This window comes from Streptomyces sp. NPDC046870 (assembly GCF_040704595.1).
Classification (GTDB): Bacteria; Actinomycetota; Actinomycetes; order Streptomycetales; family Streptomycetaceae; genus Streptomyces; species Streptomyces argyrophylli.
Map to the genome: position 1 here is coordinate 180987 of NZ_JBEYXM010000014.1, position 17859 is coordinate 198845.

Below are 17859 nucleotides of genomic sequence, written 5' to 3' on the forward strand. Positions count from 1 at the left end.
CACGCTAGGGCGCGCGGGCGGCGGGCTCCCAGTGGGCACAAGTGACGCCCCGCGGGGTGGTCACAACTGCCCAGTGCCGCCCGCGATCACCGCTGGCCACCATGGACGGCGTCACGAGTGGACAGCCCGTACGCCGCGATCGAGGGCGTGTGCACGGGCACCCGGCCCGATCGCAGCGGTCGCGGCCCCATCACGGTGTCGAGAGGAAAAGCCGGTCGTGTACCCGCATCACCAGCCCCCGGACGGCCCGCGCCACGCGGTCCTGACCACCATCGCCTCGGACTCACACACCTGGAACCTGCTCTTCCTGCAACTGCTGCTCGAGGAACAGGGCTGGGAGGTCACCAATCTCGGCGCGTGCGTCCCGGTCGGCGCCCTGGTCGAGGAGGCCGCGGCCCGCAGGCCCGACCTCATCGTCGTCAGCACGGTCAACGGACACGGCGCCGAAGAGGCCCCCGGCCTGGCCCGGGCGGTGCGCGCCGTGCCCGCGCTGGCCGAGGTGCCGCTCGTCGTCGGAGGCAAGCTGGACACCTCGGGCAGCACCGGCCCGGACGTGCACGCCGCGCTCACCGACGCCGGCTTCGACGCCGTGCTGACCGGCGCGAGCGCCGTCCCCGGGCTGCTCGCCCTGCTGGACGGCCTGCCCGAGCACCGGCACGGAAGGTCCCACGCCGATGCCGTCCGCTGAACCCGCCCCCGCCGCCGGCGCCTTCCACCGCTTCATGGCGGACGCCGCCCGCTCCGGCCGCCTCGTCGTGCAGCCCCGCATGGGCTTCGCCGACCCCGCCCGGATGCGTGCGGGTCTGATCGCCACCCGGGCCGCCGACGCCACCACCGTCGGCACCCTCACCCTGGACAGCTTCACCCGCGTCGGCGACTACGCCGCAGCCGCCCGTGCCGTGGCCCAGGGCCACCACCTCAACGGCTATCCGCTGGTCAGCATGGACCTCGAAACCACCACCGGTCTCCTCGACGGCGTCCACGGGCCCGGCTTCCCCGTGCAGGTGCGACACGGTTCCGCCCGGCCCGGCCGGATCGTCGAGGCCCTCATCGCCGCCGGACTCGACGCCACCGAGGGCGGCCCCGTCTCCTACTGCCTGCCCTACGGCCGCACTCCGCTGGCCACTTCGGTCCGTGCCTGGGCCGAAGCGTGCCGCAGCCTCGCCGCCCTGCGGGAGACCGGCGCCGAACCGCACCTGGAGACCTTCGGCGGCTGCATGCTGGGCCAGCTCTGCCCGCCCTCGCTGCTCGTGGCCCTCTCGGTCCTGGAAGCCAAGTTCTTCCGCCGGCACGGCCTGCGCAGCGTCTCCCTCAGCTACGCCCAGCAGATCAGCCCCGAACAGGACGAGGAGGCCGTCCACGCACTGCGCGCCCTGGCCGCCGACCACCTTCCGGACACCTCCTGGCACGTGGTCGTCTACGCGTACATGGGTGTCTACCCGGAGACCCGGACGGGTGCGCTGCGGCTGGTCGCGGACGCAGCCCGGCTCGCCGTACGCACCGGGGCCGCCCGGCTCATCGTCAAGACACCGGCGGAGTCGGCCCGCATCCCCTCCGTCGAGGAGAACGTCACCGCGCTGGAGACCGCCGCCGCTGCCGCCCGCACCGCGCGGCCGGCCGCCCCGCCGCCGTCCACCGGCATCGAGGCGGAGGCCCGTTCCCTCGTCGAGGCCGTCCTGCACCTGCACGACGACCTCGGCCAGGCCCTGGTGCGTGCCTTCGCGCACGGCTACCTGGACGTGCCCTTCTGCCTGCACCCCGACAACGCGGGGCGCACCCGCAGCTTCATCTCCGACCGCGGCCGGCTGGAGTGGTCCCGCACCGGATCGCTGCCGCTCGGCCGGTCCACCGCGGCGACGCCGTCCCGGCGGCTGACCTCGTCCGGACTGCTGCACGCGCTCAACCACGTCAAGAACCGCTACGACGACCCCGCCGCCCTCCTCGGCAGCGCGGGCTGACCCTCCGCTCACGACTCCCCTCCGCCACCGGTGGCAGGTCACCCCCGCCCCGGTAACGACAGGACAGGACGAACATGACACTCCAGATGGATCTCCCGCCGGCCCCCGCGGTCCCCGTGCTGCCCTCGCCGCTGGAGCACCTGCGCGACCCGCGCACCCGTGCGGCCCTGCGCGTCCAGCAGGCACTGGTGGCCGGTGCCCGTGCCTTCCTGCGCTCCGACGGCGCGGTGGAGATGGCCCACCCGGTCATCGGCCCCGTCACGGACCCGGGCTCGCGCGGCGCCAAGCAGGTCGACGTCGACTACTACGGCCACCGCTACAAGCTGATGACGAGCGCCATCCTCTACAAGCAGGCGTCGCTGCTGGCCTTCGACCGCATCTTCCTCATCGCGCCCAACGTTCGTCTCGAACCCGTCGAGACCAGCAGCACCCACCGCCACCTCGCCGAGTTCCGGCAGATCGACGTCGAGTACGCGGGCGCCACCCGTGATGCCGCCATGGACGTCGCCGAGGAGCTGGTCCGCCGCGCCGTGACCACCGCCGTCGACGAGTGCGGCGACGACCTCGCCGTCCTCGGCCGCGACCCCGACACCCTGCGCCGCCACGTGGCCCGGCCCTTCGCCCGTGTCCCGCACGGCGAGGTCGTCGACGGCCTGCGCCGCGACGGCTACCCCCAGGCCGCCGGGACCGAGATCGAATGGGAGGCCGAGGAGCGCATCTCCCGCCGGGCCGACGCCCCGTTCTTCATCGTCGGCTATCCCAAGGGCTCCCGCGGCTTCTACGACAAGGAGAACCCGGCCGCGCCCGGCACCCTGCTCAACTTCGACCTCATCGCCCCCGAGGGCTGTGGCGAACTGTGCAGCGGCAGCGAACGCGAGTACGACTACGCGGCCCTGGTCACCCGGATGCGCGAGACCGGGGAGAACCCCTCCAAGTACGCCTGGTACCTCGACGTCGCCCGGCACGGCATCCCCAGCAGCGCCGGCTTCGGCATCGGCCTGGAGCGCCTGACCCGCTGGGTCACCGGCCTGGACTCCGCCTGGCGGACCACCGCCTTCCCGAAGGTCGCGGGGGTGGTGTCGCCGTGACCTCGCTGACCGCACCCGGCCTGCCCGAGGACGCCGTGCGCGCCCGGGCACGCGACGGCGCCGCCGCCGCCTTCCCGCCCCTGGACACGTACGGCACCACTGTCTTCGGCGCCTCACCCGCACCCGCCGGCGACGAGATCGACGCGCTGCGCCTGGTCCCGCCCGTCTTCATGCCGGGCCGCCTCGCCCGACTCATCGACCTCGGCCGCGAACCCCTCTACTCGGACGTCCGGCTCGACACCGACCTCGGCGGTTTCACCGCTCCGCTGCCGGTGTACCTGTCGGCGCTCGGCTCCACCCGCGCCGCCGGCACCAGCCTCGCGCTCAGCCGCCAGGCCGGACGGCTCGGGATCCCCATGGTCATCGGCGAGAACGTCGCCCCCATGAACGGCTTCCGGGCCGGCGGCGACGACCACCGCAAGGGCCTGCTGGAACGCATCCAGGCGTACTGCGAGGAACTCCCCGACGGTGTCGGCGGCGTCTGCGTCCAGCAGAGCACCGAGGACGCCGACTCCGAGGTCTGGAACCACGTGTACAGCGACCCGGCCGTCACCGGTCTGCTCACCTCCGGCCGCCTCGGCTTCGAACTCAAGGTCGGCCAGGGTGCCAAGCCCGGCCTCGGCGGCCTCACCATGATCAGCGAGGCGGTCGCGTCCGACCTCGCCGGGCAGTACGCCGTGCAGCGGCTCGGCCCCGGCTCCTCGTCGCTCCTGCGCTGTGCGAGCCCCGGCACCTTCACCGAGGAGATCTTCCGCCGGCAGATCCAGCTCATGCGGAACAACTACCCGCGCGCCCGCTGCTGGGTGAAGCTGTTCCCCGGCCGCGACGTCGGCCACGCCGCCGCCGTCGCCTGGGACGCCGGCGCCCACGCCGTCGCCGTCGACGGCGCCGAGGGCGGCACCGGCTGGGCCCCCACCGGCTTCCTCGGCCACGTCGGACTGCCCCTCGCCGAAGCCCTGCGCCGCGTCGACCCCGCCGGCCGCACCCTCCTCGCCAGCGGGCGCGTCTGGGACGGCATGCGCGCCGTGAAGCTGCTCGCCCTCGGCGCCCGCGCGGTCGGCCTCGGCCGCGCCGCGCTGATCGCCGCCGACGAGGACCCCGAGCACGGACTGGAGCGCCTCCTGGACGCCATGGCTCTGGAACTGCGCATGGCCGTCAGCGCGCTGGGCCACTACACGGCGCGGGAGACCGGCCCCGACGACCTGTGGGAGCCCCGGTCATGATCCACGAGCACGCCTACGAGCTCGTCACCGACGACCTCTTCATCCTGCTGCCCCGGATGGTGCCCGGCTCCGACGTCTTCCTGAAGATCGAGGGCCTCAACCCGGCCGGCTCGGTCAAACTGAAGACCGCGCTGAGCCTCATCGAGGACGCCGAGCACCGCGGCGTCCTCACACCGGGCGCCCGTGTGATCGAGTCCTCCTCCGGCAACCTCGGCATCGCCCTCAGCTCCATCTGCGCCGCGAAGGGGTACCGCTTCACCTGCGTCGTCGACCCGAACACCAACGCCACCAGCATCGATCACATGCGCGCCCTGGGCGCGGAGGTGGTCGTCGTCGACACCGTCGACGCCAACGGCGGTTTCCTCCAGTCACGCATCGCCCACATCCGCCGCCACGTCGAAGCGGACCCGTCCGTGGTCTGGCTCAACCAGTACGCCAACCCGGCCAACCCGCGCGCCCATTACGAGCAGACCGCCCGCACCCTGCTGAAGGAGGTCCAGCACCTCGACTACCTGTTCATCGGGGTCGGCTCCACGGGCACCTTCGTCGGCTGCGCGCGGTACCTGCGCGAGTTCTCGCCCCACACCCGGATCGTCGCCGTGGACGCGCTCGGCTCCGTCATCCTCGGTGCCGCACCCGGTCCGCGCCGCATCCCCGGACTGGGAGCCAGCCGCGTCCCCGAACTGTTCGAGCCCGGCCTCGCCGACGACGTCGTCCTGGTCGCCGAGGAGGAGGCCGTGCGCGAGTGCCGGCTGCTCGCCCGCTCCCACGGCCTGCTCACCGGCGGCTCCACCGGCTCGGTGCTGGCCGCCGTCCGCCGCCGGGCCGGCACACTCCCGGCCGGCTCCCGCATCGCCGCCGTCTCCCCCGACCTCGGCGAGCGGTACCTCGACACGATCTACAACGACGACTGGGTCGAACGGAACCTCGGCGTCCTGACGTGATCCCGCCCGCGCCACCCGCCTCCGAAAGGCAACCACCGATGTCGACCTTCCACGTGATCGACGGCTCCGTCGCCCAGGATGTCATCGGCTCCGCGCCGTCAGCCGTCCTGGACCTCGTGCGGGAGACCTACCTCCAGCACAGCCGCGGGGCCACCGTGAACCCCAACAGCCACTTCCTGCGCTTCCCGCACGATCCCGGCGCCCGGATCATCGCCCTGCCCGCCCACCTCGGCGGCGACACACCGGTCTCCGGCCTCAAGTGGATCGCCAGCTACCCGCAGAACGTACGCCGGAACCTGCCGCGCGCCTCCGCCGTCCTCGTGCTGAACGACGCCGAGACCGGCTACCCGTTCGCCTGCCTGGAGGCGTCCGGCATCAGCGCCGCCCGCACAGCGGCGTCCGCCGCGCTCGCCGTGGAGACCCTCGCCGACGGCGACACCCCGAAGACGGTCCTCTTCGTCGGGGCCGGCGTCATCGGCCGGACCGTCTCCGACTTCCTCGCGGCCCGCGGCACCGACGTCCGCGAGTGCCTGGTCCACGACCACGTCGACGCGTACGCCGAGACCTTCGCCGCCTACGCCGCCGACACCCACGGCTGGCGGACCCGCACCGTGTCGCAGATCGACGCGGCCCTGGCCACCGCCGACCTGGTCGTCCTCGCCACCACCGCGCCGGAGCCCTGGCTGGCGGACGGGCAGACCCTCCTGCCGGGCCAGCTCATCCTGAACCTGTCCCTGCGCGACATCCACCCCACCGTCATGATCAAGTGCCACAACGTCCTGGACGACATCGACCACTGTCTCACCGCACGGACCTCTCCCCACCTCACGGAGACGGAGTACGGCACGCGCGACTTCATCGACGGCACGCTGGCCGACGTGCTGCGCGGTGACGTGACCCTCGGCCACGACCGCCCCACCGTGTTCTCCCCCTTCGGCCTCGGCGTCCTCGACCTGGCCGTCGGCTACCACATCTACCGGACGGCCGTGCGCACCGGCCGGGCCACCGAGATACCGGGCTTCTTCCCCGAGTTGAAGCGCTGGTGAGCCGGCGGCGCCGGCCGCCGTCCCCGACGCCCCGGTCTCGTGCTCCCACCCGACACCAGGTGGGAGCACGAGACCGGGGCGTCGCCGTGTGCGCGGCACAAGGCGCAAAGACAGGGAGAGGGAGAGGGAGAGGAGGGACCAGGGGCACGGCAGCACGGACCTGGTCCCCGCCGCGGTCCTGCGGGTCCGGGTGCATGTGGCGCGCTGCGCGCCGGCGTGTGCCGGCCGGTCCGGACGAGACCCCGGTGACGCAGCTCGGGGCGGGGCCGGACGGGCGGGGACCAGGCCAGGCGGTGCGCTCCTGGGACCGCGGACCCTCCCCTCACGGACGACGGCGGACAGGTCAGCACGACGAGGGGCCCGCCACATTCGTGGCGGACCCCTCTTCGGCTGTCGGCTCCGGTGCTCCGGCGAGTGTCCCGGTCAGACCGTGAGCAGCTCCCGTTCCCGGTCGGCGGCAGGCGCCGGCACGGCCTCCCGCAGCGTGGAGACCAGGAGCTCCAGTTGTTCGTCGCCCCTGACCATCTCCATGTGACGGCCCGGCATCGCCCGCTGGGCCAGCCCCGCCGGGTACAGCCCGTGCCAGTGGGCGATGTAGCGGGCTTCCGGCACCTCGTCGCCGCTGCCGTCGCGCACCGTGTCGCTGACGAACAGCATCGCCCTGGCCTCCGAGCGTGCGGGCCGGTAGGCGGCGAGCGACCGCACCTCGGCCTCCAGCACCGCGTAAGGCAGCCACTCGTCGAGCGTGACCAGCTCCTCGTCGAGGTTCATCTCCGGTGCCAGGCGTCGCAACTCCCGCTCCGTGGCGACCCGTTCGGCGCCGCGCTCGTTCTGACCGCGCCGCCACAACGCGCTCACCCGGCGGTACACCTCGGCGTGCCGCTGGAAGCGGTCGCGCTGGTCGTCGCCCGTCACCGCCGGCTCCAGCAGGAACAGGCCGGTGACCTCCTCCGGGTGCCTCACGCCCATCGCGTGCGCGATCACGGCGCCCGTCGACCATCCGAGGATCGTGCACGGGCCGGTGGGCTGCACCGTGCGGATCTCCCGCCAGTACCGTTCCGCGATCGACTCCATCCCGACGAGCGGCGCCTCGTCCGCGTTCAGCCCCGGGGCCTGGATGCCGTACACGGTGAACGTGCCCGCCAGGCACCGTGCGAGCGCCCGGTAAGGATGAGTGCTGCCGCCACCCGGGTGTACGCAGAACAGCACGGGCAGCCTGGGATCGGCCGCGGACGAGAGGAGCACCACGAGCCCGGACGACGCCGGTTGCGGGACGTCCAGCGCGGCCGCCAGCTCGGCCACCGTCGGGTGCCGCACGATCTGCTGAAGGGCGACGCGCAGGCCGGCCTCCCGCAGTCGGGAGACCACCCGCACCGCACTGATCGACTGTCCGCCCAGGTGGAAGAAGTTGTCGTGGATGCCGACGGTGTCGACGCCGAGGACGTCGGACCACACGCCGGCGATGGTCATTTCCGTCGTGTTCCGCGGTGCGGTGTAGGTGGTGTCGAGGTCGGGCCGGTGGTGGTCGGGCGCGGGGAGGGCCTTGGTGTCGACCTTCCCGTTGGGGGTGAGCGGGAGCTGGTCGAGGGTGACGTAGACGGCCGGCACCATGTAGTCGGGCAGCTGCTGCTGAAGGTGGCTGCGCAGTTCGGAGGCGCTCGGCCCGTGTCCCGGGGTGGGGACGGTGTAGGCGACGAGCTGCTTGTTGCCGGGTGTGTCCTCGCGCACGGTCACGGCGGTGGCGTGGACGTGGGGGTGGGTGTTGAGGGCGTTTTCGATCTCGCCGAGTTCGATGCGGTAGCCGCGCACCTTGACCTGGTTGTCGATCCGGCCGATGAATTCGAGGGTGCCGTCCGGGCGCCACTTGACCAGGTCGCCGGTGTGATATGTGCGGGGGTCGGGGCGGGGCGGGCTGAGGGGGTTGGCGGTGAAGCGCTGCTCGGTCAGCTCCGGCCGGTTGTGGTAGTGCCTGGCCAGGCAGATACCACCCAGCAGGGCATGGCCGGGGACACCGACGGGCGCGGGCTGGTCGTGGTGGTCGACGACGTAGACCGTCGTGTTGGTGACGGCCCGGCCCAGCGTTGTGGTTCCCCCGTGCGGGTCCGGCTCCGTGGTCAGGCTCATCACGTTCGCCACCGAGCCCTCGGTCGCACCGTACTCGTTGCTGATCACCGTCGGCGCACTTCCGGCCTCCAGCAACCGTGCGACGAGCTGGGGCGAGAGGTTCTCACCACCGGCGACGATCGTGGCGATGCGATGCCGGGCCCCGCGGCTCTCCAGGTGGGCGGCGAGGACTTCGAGGTGGGAAGGCGTCGCCTTGAGGAAACTGATCGGGACGTCCGTGCACACGAGGTCGATCGCGGCGTCGAAGGCCGTCTGCCCCGCCTCGGGCACGGGGACGACCAGTTGCTGGCCCTGGATCAGGGGCAGGAACAGCGCGGTGATCGTCAGGTCGAAAGTCACCGACGAGTAGAGGATGCTGCCGATCCCGCCAGGCGCACCAGCCGGATAGTTCCGGTCGCACCAGTGCAGGTAGTTGACCACACCCCGGTGTTCCAGAGCGACACCCTTGGGCTTGCCGGTGGAACCCGAGGTGTAGATGACGTAGGCCAGATCGTCCGGCGAGGCCAACGGCTCCGGATCGGTGTCAGGACCGGCCGGCCACCCGGTGTCGACCAGCAGCCGGTCGACCGTGCCAGGAATCCGGTCAGCGAGGCCGGTGCTCGTGATGACGAGAGGCGCGCTCGCGTCCTCGACCATGTACGTGATCCGGTCGGTCGGGTAGTCCGGGTCCAGGGGCACGAACGCGGCACCCGCCTTCAAAATCCCCAGCAGCGTCGCGATCAGATCCGGCGAACGCTCCAGGCACACCGCGACGAGGGTGTCCGGGGTGATACCCGAGCCCCGCAGATGATGAGCCAGACGGTTCGCACGCGCGTTGATCTCGGCATAGGTCCAGCGCTGCTCGCCCCAGGTGACAGCGACCGCGTCCGGGACGGCGGCGACCCGGTCCTCGATCAGCCGATGGATCGTCGCCGTGTCCGGGTACGGACCGGTGACACCGTTCCAGTCGACCAGGACCTCCTGCCGCTCCCGCTCCGTCAGCATGTTCAGCTCCGACAGGCGGGCCCGCGGGGCGGCCGCCACCGACGCGGCCAGCGTGGTGAAGTGGCCGGCCATGCGCTCGATCGTCGCCCGCTCGAACAGATCCGTCCGGTACTCCAGCACCGCGCGCAGTCCGTCCGCCGACTCGGCCGCCGTGAGCGTCAGGTCGAACTTGGCGACACCCCGCTCGATCTCGACCGGCTCGGTCCGGGTGCCTTCCAGCTCCCACGCCCGGCCCTCCGCGCTGCCGGGCGCCTGAAGAACGAACATCGTCTGGAAGAGCGGGTTGCGGGACAGGTCTCGGTCGGGGGCCAGTTCCTCCACCAGGCGTTCGAAGGGCAGGTCCTGGTGGTCGTAGGCGCCGAGCGCGGTGTCCTTGACCCGGTCGAGCAGCTCGGTGAACGTCGGATCGCCCGACAGGTCGGTGCGCAGGACCAGCGTGTTCACGAAGAAGCCGATCAGGTCCTCCGTCTCGGCCCGGTTGCGGCCGGCGATCGGGGTGCCCACCGCGATGTCGTCCTGACGGCAGTAACGGGCCAGGACGATCTGGAACAGGGACAGCAGCGCCATGAACAGACTCGCGCCCTGCCCGCTCGCCGCGGACCGCAGCGCCTCCGCCACCTCCTGCGGCACCGAGAAGGTGACGACGTCGCCGCCGCCGCTCGGCCGTGCGGGACGCGGGTGGTCGGTGGGCAGTTCGAGCGGGGTCACCCGCGCCAGGCGCTGACGCCAGTAGGCGAGGTGGCGCTCCATCTCGGGACCGGTGAGCCGCTCGCGCTGCCAGACGGCGAAGTCGGCGTACTGGATCGGCAGTTCGGGCAGCGACGCCTCGCGTCCGGCGACGGCGGCCGCGTACAGTTCGCGCAGTTCGCGGGCCATGATCCCGGAGGACCAGCCGTCCGACACGATGTGATGTATCGTCAGCAACAGGAAGTGGTCGTCGTCCGCCAGCCGTACCACGTCGGCCCGCAGGAGCCGGCCCGCGTCCAGGTCGAACGGACGCGTCGCCCGGGCGCGCAGCACTTCGCGGGCGCGGGTCTCCGGGTCCGCCTCGGTCCGCAGGTCGTGGACCATGACCTCCACCGGCCAGGGTGCGGTGATCACCTGCCGCGGTGTGCCGTTGTCGTCCGCCGGGAACGACGTCCTCAGCACCTCGTGCCGGGCGACCAGGCCGGACAGGGCCGTGCCCAGCGCGGCGACGTCCAGCGCGCCCCGCACCCGCAGCGCCGTGGGCACCAGGTACTCCGGGCTGTCGGGTGTCAACCGGTCCAGGAACCACAGCCGGTGCTGCGCGAACGACAACGGCAGCGGTCCGGCCTCCCGGTCACCGCGTGCGATCCGGGCCGCTTCCGCACGCCGCCGCATGCGCGACAGCAGCCGTGCCTCTACCGAGTTCTCGCCCATGATGTTCCGTCCTCTTCGTCTTCTCGTGTGGGCAATGGGCTGCTGGTTCAGGAGTCCTGTTCCGGGGCGTCGAACAGTTCGACGAGCTGTTGCCTGATGCCGACGACGGTCGGCGACTGGAAGAGGCGTCGGAGGCTGATGCGCACTCCGGTCACCGTCTCCACCTGGTTGACGAGCTGGATGGCGAGCAGGGAGTGCCCGCCGGCCTCGAAGAACCCGTCGTGGATTCCGACGCGTTCGACGCCGAGCACGGTGGCCATGATCCCGGCGATCTCCGCCTCGATCTCGTCCCTCGGCGCGGTGTAGCGGGCCGTGCTGTCGCCGTCGTTCCCCGGAGCGGGCAGCGCCGCGTGGTCGACCTTGCCGTTCCGGTTGAGCGGCAGTTCGGGCAGGACGGCGAACGCGGACGGCATCATGGCCCGCGGCAGGCGTTCGGCGGCCCACTCGCGCAGTGCGCCGGCGTCGACCGTGGCGCCGGGCGCGGGCACGCAGTAGGCGGTCAGGCGTTTGTCGCCCGGGGTGTCCTGCCGGACCACCACCGCGCAGGCCCCGACCGCGCCGTGGGTGAGCAGTGTGGCCTCGATCTCGCCGAGTTCGACCCGGACGCCGCGCAGCTTCACCTGGCGGTCGATGCGTCCCAGCAGGTCCAGTTCGCCGTCCGCGGTGAACCGGCCGAGATCGCCGGTGCGGTACATCCGGCCGCCGCGGAACGGGTCGGCGACGAAGCGCTCGGCGGTCAGTTCGGGCCGCCGGTGGTAACCGCGGCCGACGCTGTCGCCGCCGAGGTAGACCTCGCCGAGCACGCCTGCGGGCACCGGGCGGCGGTCCGGGTCCAGGACGTACACCGTCTGGTTGACCATGGGACGGCCGGCGAGGACCGGTCCGGCCGGGCCCGTGCGCGGGGCCCGCCAGTAGGTCGTGTCGACCGAGACCTCGGTGGCGCCGTACAGGTTGACGAGGTCACCGGGGAAGCGTTCGGTGAACCGGCTCACCAGTGTCGGCTGGAGCGGTTCGCCGCTGGCGAAGGCGTACCGCAGGTGTGTGCAGTCCCCGGGCCGTACCCGGGAGACGAACAGGTCCAGCAGGCTGGGTACGAAGTGCAGGCCGACGACGCGGTGGGCGCGCATCAGGCGGGAGACCTCGGCCATGTCGAGCCGGTCGGAGCCGGGCACCAGCACGACCGTGGCGCCCTGCCACAGGGGCCAGAAGATCTCGTACGCCGAGACGTCGAAGGACAGCGGTGTGGCCTGGAGGAATCCCTCGCCCTCGGCGAGCGGGAACGCGTGCTGCATGCCGGCCAGGTAGTTGACCACTCCGCGGTGTTCGATGCGGACACCTTTGGGGCGGCCTGTGGAGCCGCTGGTGTAGATCAGGTAGCACAGGTCGCCGGGGTCCGCGACGGGTTCCGGTGCGTGCGTGGGCAGGGTGTCGGGCAGGTCGGCGGGCCGGTCCACGCGGAGCAGGTCAAGGCCCTCCGGCAGCAGGGGGGCGTGCGTGGTGTCGGTGACGACCATCGGCGCGCCGGAGTCCGCCACCAGGTACGCCAGCCGCTCCGCCGGGTGTTCCGGGTCGAGGGGCACGTAGGCGGCGCCGGCCTTGAGGATGCCGAGCAGCGTCCACACCATGGCGGGCGAGCGTTCCAGGCAGACGCCCACGGGTACGTCGGGGCCGATGCCCGGGACGGCGCGCAGCCGGTGGGCGAGGCGGTTGGCCCGCTCGTCGAGCTGACGGTAGGTCAGGGTCTCGGTGCCGCAGACGACGGCCACCGCGTCGGGGTCCTGTGCCGCCCGTTCCTCGAACAGCCCGTGCAGGGTCGTCGTCGGGACGGGTGAGGCGGTGTCGTTCCATTCGGTGAGGATGCGGTGCCGCTCGTCCACGTCCAGCATCTCCACCTCGGACAGCGTGCTGTGCGGGCGGGCCGTGGCCGCGGCCAGCAGGTTGGTGAAGTGGCCGGCCATGCGGCGCGCGGTGTCCTCGGTGAACAGGTCGGCGGCGTAGACCACGGCGCCGTCCAGCGTGCCGTCCGCCGCCTCCGCGAGGTACATCGACAGGTCGAACTTGGCGTTCCGGACCGGGGTCTCGACGGGCTCGGCCGACAGGCCCGGCAGGTTCCAGGCGTCCGCGCCCGGTGCGTTCTGCAACGCGAACATCGTCTGGAACAGCGGGTTGCGGGACAGGTCGCGGTCGGGGGCGAGTTCCTCCACGAGGCGTTCGAAGGGCAGGTCCTGGTGGTCGTAGGCGCCGAGGGCGGTGTCCTTGACCCGGTCGAGGAGTTCGGTGAACGTCGGATCGCCGGACAGGTCGGTGCGCAGGACGAGGGTGTTGACGAAGAAGCCGATCAGATCCTCCGTCTCGGCCCGGTTGCGGCCGGCGATCGGGGTGCCCACCGCGATGTCCCGCTGTCCGCTGTAGCGGGCCAGCAGCAGCTGGAAGACCGCCAGCAGGGACATGAACAGGCTCGCGCCGCTCTCGGCGGACACCGCGCGGGCCCGGGCGGTGACGTCCGCGGGCACCGAGAACCGGACCACCTCGCCCCGTCCGTCGCGCTCCGCCGGCCGGGCGTGGTCGGTCGGCAGCTCCAGCGGCTCCAGGCCGTCCAGGCGCCGGGTCCAGTAGGCGAGTTGGCGCTCCAGCGGCGCCCCGGACAACCAGGAGCGCTGCCACACCGCGTAGTCGGCGTACTGGACGCGCAGCGGGCCGGGGCCGGACGTGCCGGACCGGTCCGAGACGGCTTCCGCATAGCGCGCGGACAGCTCGCGCACCAGCACGCCCACGGACCAGCCGTCGAAGGCGATGTGGTGCACGGTGACCGCCAGGACGCACTCCTCGTCGGCCAGCCGTACCAGCAGTGCGCGCAGCATCGGTCCGGTGCCGAGGTCGACCGGCCGCAGTCCGTCCTCGCGCAGTACGTCCGCCAGTGCGCCCTCGCGGGCGGTGGCGTCGTCCACCCCGCGCAGGTCCCGTACCCGGATACGCACCGGCCGCGCCGGGTCGACCAGTTGCACCGGCGAGCCCGCGGCGTCCGTGCCGAACCGGGTGCGCAGGATCTCGTGGCGTGCCACCACCGCGGTGAACGCGGCGTCCAGGGCGTCGATGTCCAGGGGGCCGCGGATGCGGAAGGCGAAGGGCAGCAGGTACTCGGCCCGGCCGGGTTCCAACTGGTCGAGGAACCACAGTCGTTGCTGCGCGAAGCTGAGCGGCGGCGGACCGCTGTCGCGCGGTGCCGACGGGATGCGGTCGACTCCGGTGCCGGCCAGCTCCGTCACGGCCTCGGCCAGCAGTGCCGGGGTGGGAGCGCCGAACAGCGTGCGCACCGGGACATCGGCACCGAGCCGCCGGCGCAGCCGCGACACGACCTGGGTGGCGAGCAGGGAGTGCCCGCCCAGCGCGAAGAAGTCGTCGTGCACGCCGATGCGGTCGACGCCCAGCACCTCGGACCACACCTCGGCCACCGTGCGTTCGGCGTCCGTGCGCGGCGCGGTGTACTCGGCGTCCAGTCCGGAGCGGTCGGGGGCGGGGGCGGGAAGCGCCCGGCGGTCCGTCTTGCCGTTCGGGGTGAGTGGGATGCGCTCCAGCGGTACGAAGGCCGCGGGCACCATGTAGTCCGGCAGGTCGCGCCGGAGGTGGGCGCGCAGCGCGCTCACGTCGAGGGGCCCCACGGGCACCACGTAGGCCACGAGGCGCTGCGCTCCCGGAACGTCCTCGCGCAGCACCACGGTGGCGCCGGTGATCTGGGGGTGGGCGAGCAACGCCGTCTCGACCTCGCCCAGTTCGACGCGGTAGCCGCGCAGCTTGACCTGGTTGTCCGCGCGGCCCACGAACTCCAGTCGTCCGTCGGACAGCCATCGGGCGTGGTCCCCGGTGCGGTAGACGCGCCGGGGGGTGCCGTCCACGTCCACGACGGTGAACTTCTCGTCGGTCAGCTCGGGCCGGTCGAGGTAGCCGCGGGCCAGTCCGGGGCAGGCGATCCACATCTCCCCCGGCACTCCCACCGGCACCGGCCGGCCGTGGCGGTCGACCACGATGACCTTGGTGTTGGCGACCGGGCGGCCGATCGGTACCCGGTCGACGGGCCCGGTGATCCTGGCGGTCGTCGCCTCCTGCGCGGCCTCCGTGGGTCCGTAGCCGTTGACCAGGGGAACCGCGCAGTGCCGGAACCACTCCCGGACCTGCTCCCGCTGGAGCGCCTCGCCGCCGAGCCGGACCAGCCGCAGGTGCGGGCCCAGCGTGTCCGGCCCGTCCAGGTCGGCGGCCAGCGCTCCGAACGCCGAGGGGGTCAGCCACGCCACCGTGACCCGGTGCTCGCGCAGCGCCTGCGCCAGCCGGCCCGGGTCCCAGGCGTCGTCGCGCAGCACCAGGCAGGCTCCCGAGACCAGCGGGGCGAACAGCTGGCCCACCGACGAGTCGAACGCGATCGACGCGAACTGCAGGACCCGGTCCTCGGAGGTGAGCCCCAGTTCACGGCTCGTCTCCCGCATCCGGGCGCGCAGCGCGCCGTGGGTGATCTGCACGCCCTTGGGACGACCGGTGGAACCGCTGGTGTAGATCACGTAGGCCACGTCGTCCGGACCGGCCTGCGCCACCGGAGCGCTGGAGGAGGTGTACGGCCCCTGCGGCCAGGACCCGTCCAGCAGCAGCGCCTGCGCGCGGGCGGGCAGGCGGCCGGTGTGCGCGGCCTGGGTGACGATCAGCGGGGCGCCGCTGTCCTCGACCATGTAGGCGAGCCGGTCCGTGGGGTACGCGGGGTCCAGCGGCACGTACGCCGCCCCCGCCTTGTGGATGCCGAGCAGGGCGCACACCATGTCGGTACCGCGGTCCAGGCAGACCGCGACCAGGGTGCCCGGCCCGGCACCGCGCTCCCGCAGCCGGCCGGCGATCCACTCGGCCCGCTCGTCGAGCTGCCGGTAGGTCAGCCGGTCGGTCCCGCACGTCACGGCCGGCGCGTCGGGGTGGCGGGCGGCCCGTTCCCCGATCAGCGCGGTGACGGTCAGCGTGTCGGGGGCGTCGGTGTCGGCGCCGTTCCACTCGCCGAGGATCGTCCGGCGCTCCGCGGCGGTGAGCATCTCCAGCTCGGACAGCCGGGCGTCCGGGGCGGCGCAGGCGGCGGCCAGCAGCGTCTCGAAGTGCCCTGCGAGCCGCACCATCGTGGCCTCGTCGAACAGGTCGGTGGAGTACACGACGGTGCCGTCCAGGGCGCCGTCGGCGGCCTCGGTGGCGTAGAAGGTGAAGTCGAACTTGGAGTCCTGGGCGGACACGTCGAGTTGCCGCACGCTCAGACCCGGCAGCTCCCACGAGCGGCTGTCGGGGGTGTTCTGGAGGACGAACATCGTCTGGAACAGCGGGTTGCGCGACAGGTCCCGCTGCGGCGCCAGCTCCTCCACCAGGCGTTCGAAGGGCAGGTCCTGGTGGTCGTAGGCGCCGAGCGCGGTGTCCTTGACCCGGTCGAGCAGCTCGGTGAACGTCGGGTCACCGGACAGGTCGGTGCGCATGACCAGCGTGTTCACGAAGAAGCCGATCATGTTCTCGATCTCGGCCCGGTTGCGGCCCGCGATCGGGGTGCCGACCGCGATGTCCTCCTGGCCGCTGTAGCGCGACAGCACCAGCTGGAAGACCGCCAGCAGGGTCATGAACAGGCTCGCGCCGGTCTCCTTGGAGATCCTCCGGGCGGCGTCGGCGGTCTCCGCGGGGACGCGGAAGGTGAGCATGGCGCCCTTGCCGCTGTGCCGCGCCGGACGCCGGCGGTCGGTGGGCAGCTCCAGCGGTTCGGTGCCGGCCAGCCGGCCGCGCCAGTAGTCCAGTTGCTCCGCCAGCACGTCGCCGGTGAACCACTGACGCTGGCAGACCGCGAAGTCGGCGTACTGGAGGGGAGGTTCGGGCAGGTCGGCGGTCCTGCCCGCGACCCGTGCGCCGTACAGCTCGGTCAGCTCCCGTGACAGCACCCCCGCCGACCAGCCGTCGAAGGCGATGTGATGCACCGTCAGGGCGAGGAGGTGCTCGTCGTCGGCCAGCCGGATCAGCAGCGCGCGCACCACCGGTCCGGTGCCGAGGTCCATCGGGCGGAAGCCCTCGGTGTCCACGAGCGCGGTGGCGGCCTCCTCGCGCGCCTGCTCCCCGGCGACGGATCGCAGGTCGTGGACGGCGAGGGGCAGCGGCCTTGGCGGGTCGACGACCTGCCCGGGGTTGCCGTCCGCGTCGCTGACGAAGCGGGTGCGCAGCACCTCGTGCCGGGCCACCAGCTCCGACAGCGACGCTCGCAGCGCCGGGACGTCCAGCCGGCCACGGATGCGCAGCCCCATGGGGATCAGGTATTCGGCCCGGCCGGGCTCCAACTGGTCCAGGAACCACAGCCGGCGCTGCGCGAACGACAGCGGCAGCGGACGCCCGTCCCGGGGTGTGCGGGGTATGGCCGGAGCGTCGTCCGCGGCCCCGCCCGCCACCAGGGCGCCCATGGCGTCCGCCACCTCGCCGGCGTCGAAGTCGGCGGACTCGAACAGTCGGCGGGCCCTCAGCAGAGCCTCCTCCGCGAGGAAGGACGCCACCGCCCGCACCGTCAACGGCTCGGGCAGCGGTTCCGCGCCGAATTCCGAACCGAATTCCTCCGCGATCCGGCGGGCCATTTCCGTCGCCTGCGCACGAGTTCCGCCCAGCCGGAAGAATTCGTCCTCCGCCGTCGCCACCTCAGTGCCGGTCACCGCATTCCACACCGCGGCGACACGGGCCTCGGCCGGGGAGAATCCGCCCTGCTCGGCCACCTGTCCGCAGGCCGCGGCCACCATCGGATTCGTCGTCATGTGTCCACCAGTTCCTCGTCGTCGACCATTCGCGAAAGCCCTCGGAAACTCAGCCGAATCCGATGCTCGCAGAGCGATCTTGGAGAGATAACTGGTTACTTCTGCCCGCCGGACGTGGACACTTCTGCCCCTCGGGGACGGCCACGGGGAGGTGCGCCCGCCGGGCGGAGTCGCGCGTGTCGGGGAGGCGGGCGCGGGAAGCGGGCGGCCGGGGGGGGGGGGGGGCGCCCCCCCCCCCCCCCCCGGGGCGGCGCCCCCGCCGCGGCACCCCCCCCCCCCCCCCCGCCCCCCCGGGCGGCC

General features: G+C 72.7%; 8 protein-coding genes. 6 read left to right on the top strand and 2 right to left on the bottom strand.

All coding sequences use genetic code 11. The features are described from left to right. The first annotated feature begins 217 nt into the window (after positions 1-217). From AB0946_RS27170 to sbnB, 6 genes are all read left to right on the top strand, one after another. Positions 218-688 (top strand): cobalamin-dependent protein, encoded by a 471-nt coding sequence (locus AB0946_RS27170; RefSeq protein ID WP_366763256.1) that lies wholly within the window; start codon positions 218-220, stop codon positions 686-688. Further along, positions 675-1958, top strand: coding sequence for a methylaspartate mutase (locus tag AB0946_RS27175; RefSeq protein WP_366763257.1), 1284 nt, complete (start codon positions 675-677; stop codon positions 1956-1958). The genes AB0946_RS27170 and AB0946_RS27175 overlap by 14 nt, the downstream gene beginning before the upstream one ends. A 74-nt stretch (positions 1959-2032) precedes the next feature. Beyond that, a complete protein-coding gene (locus AB0946_RS27180) occupies positions 2033-3046 on the top strand; it encodes an asparagine synthetase A (protein WP_366763258.1) in 1014 nt (337 codons plus the stop codon). Next, the gene (locus AB0946_RS27185) at positions 3043-4269 is read left to right on the top strand and encodes a glutamate synthase-related protein (RefSeq protein WP_366763259.1); all 1227 of its coding nucleotides are present in this window, start codon (positions 3043-3045) and stop codon (positions 4267-4269) included. Before AB0946_RS27180 ends, AB0946_RS27185 begins: the two co-directional genes overlap by 4 nt. Next, positions 4266-5213 carry a 2,3-diaminopropionate biosynthesis protein SbnA gene (sbnA, locus tag AB0946_RS27190; RefSeq protein ID WP_366763260.1) on the top strand — a complete coding sequence of 316 codons (948 nt, stop codon included), beginning with the start codon at positions 4266-4268 and terminating at the stop codon, positions 5211-5213. The genes AB0946_RS27185 and sbnA overlap by 4 nt, the downstream gene beginning before the upstream one ends. A 38-nt stretch (positions 5214-5251) precedes the next feature. Next, entirely contained in the window at positions 5252-6259 is a 1008-nt protein-coding gene (gene sbnB / locus AB0946_RS27195; protein ID WP_366763261.1) for a 2,3-diaminopropionate biosynthesis protein SbnB, read from the top strand. A gap of 423 nt (positions 6260-6682) precedes the next feature. Here sbnB and AB0946_RS27200 read toward each other — a convergent pair whose 3' ends face one another. Both AB0946_RS27200 and AB0946_RS27205 read right to left on the bottom strand, forming a co-directional pair. Further along, positions 6683-10768 carry an amino acid adenylation domain-containing protein gene (locus tag AB0946_RS27200; RefSeq protein ID WP_366763262.1) on the bottom strand — a complete coding sequence of 1362 codons (4086 nt, stop codon included), beginning with the start codon at positions 10766-10768 and terminating at the stop codon, positions 6683-6685. Between the two features lie 47 nt (positions 10769-10815). Next, positions 10816-17559, bottom strand: a complete 6744-nt coding sequence (locus AB0946_RS27205) for an amino acid adenylation domain-containing protein (RefSeq protein ID WP_366763263.1) — start codon at positions 17557-17559, stop codon at positions 10816-10818. Between the last annotated feature and the right edge of the window lie 300 nt (positions 17560-17859).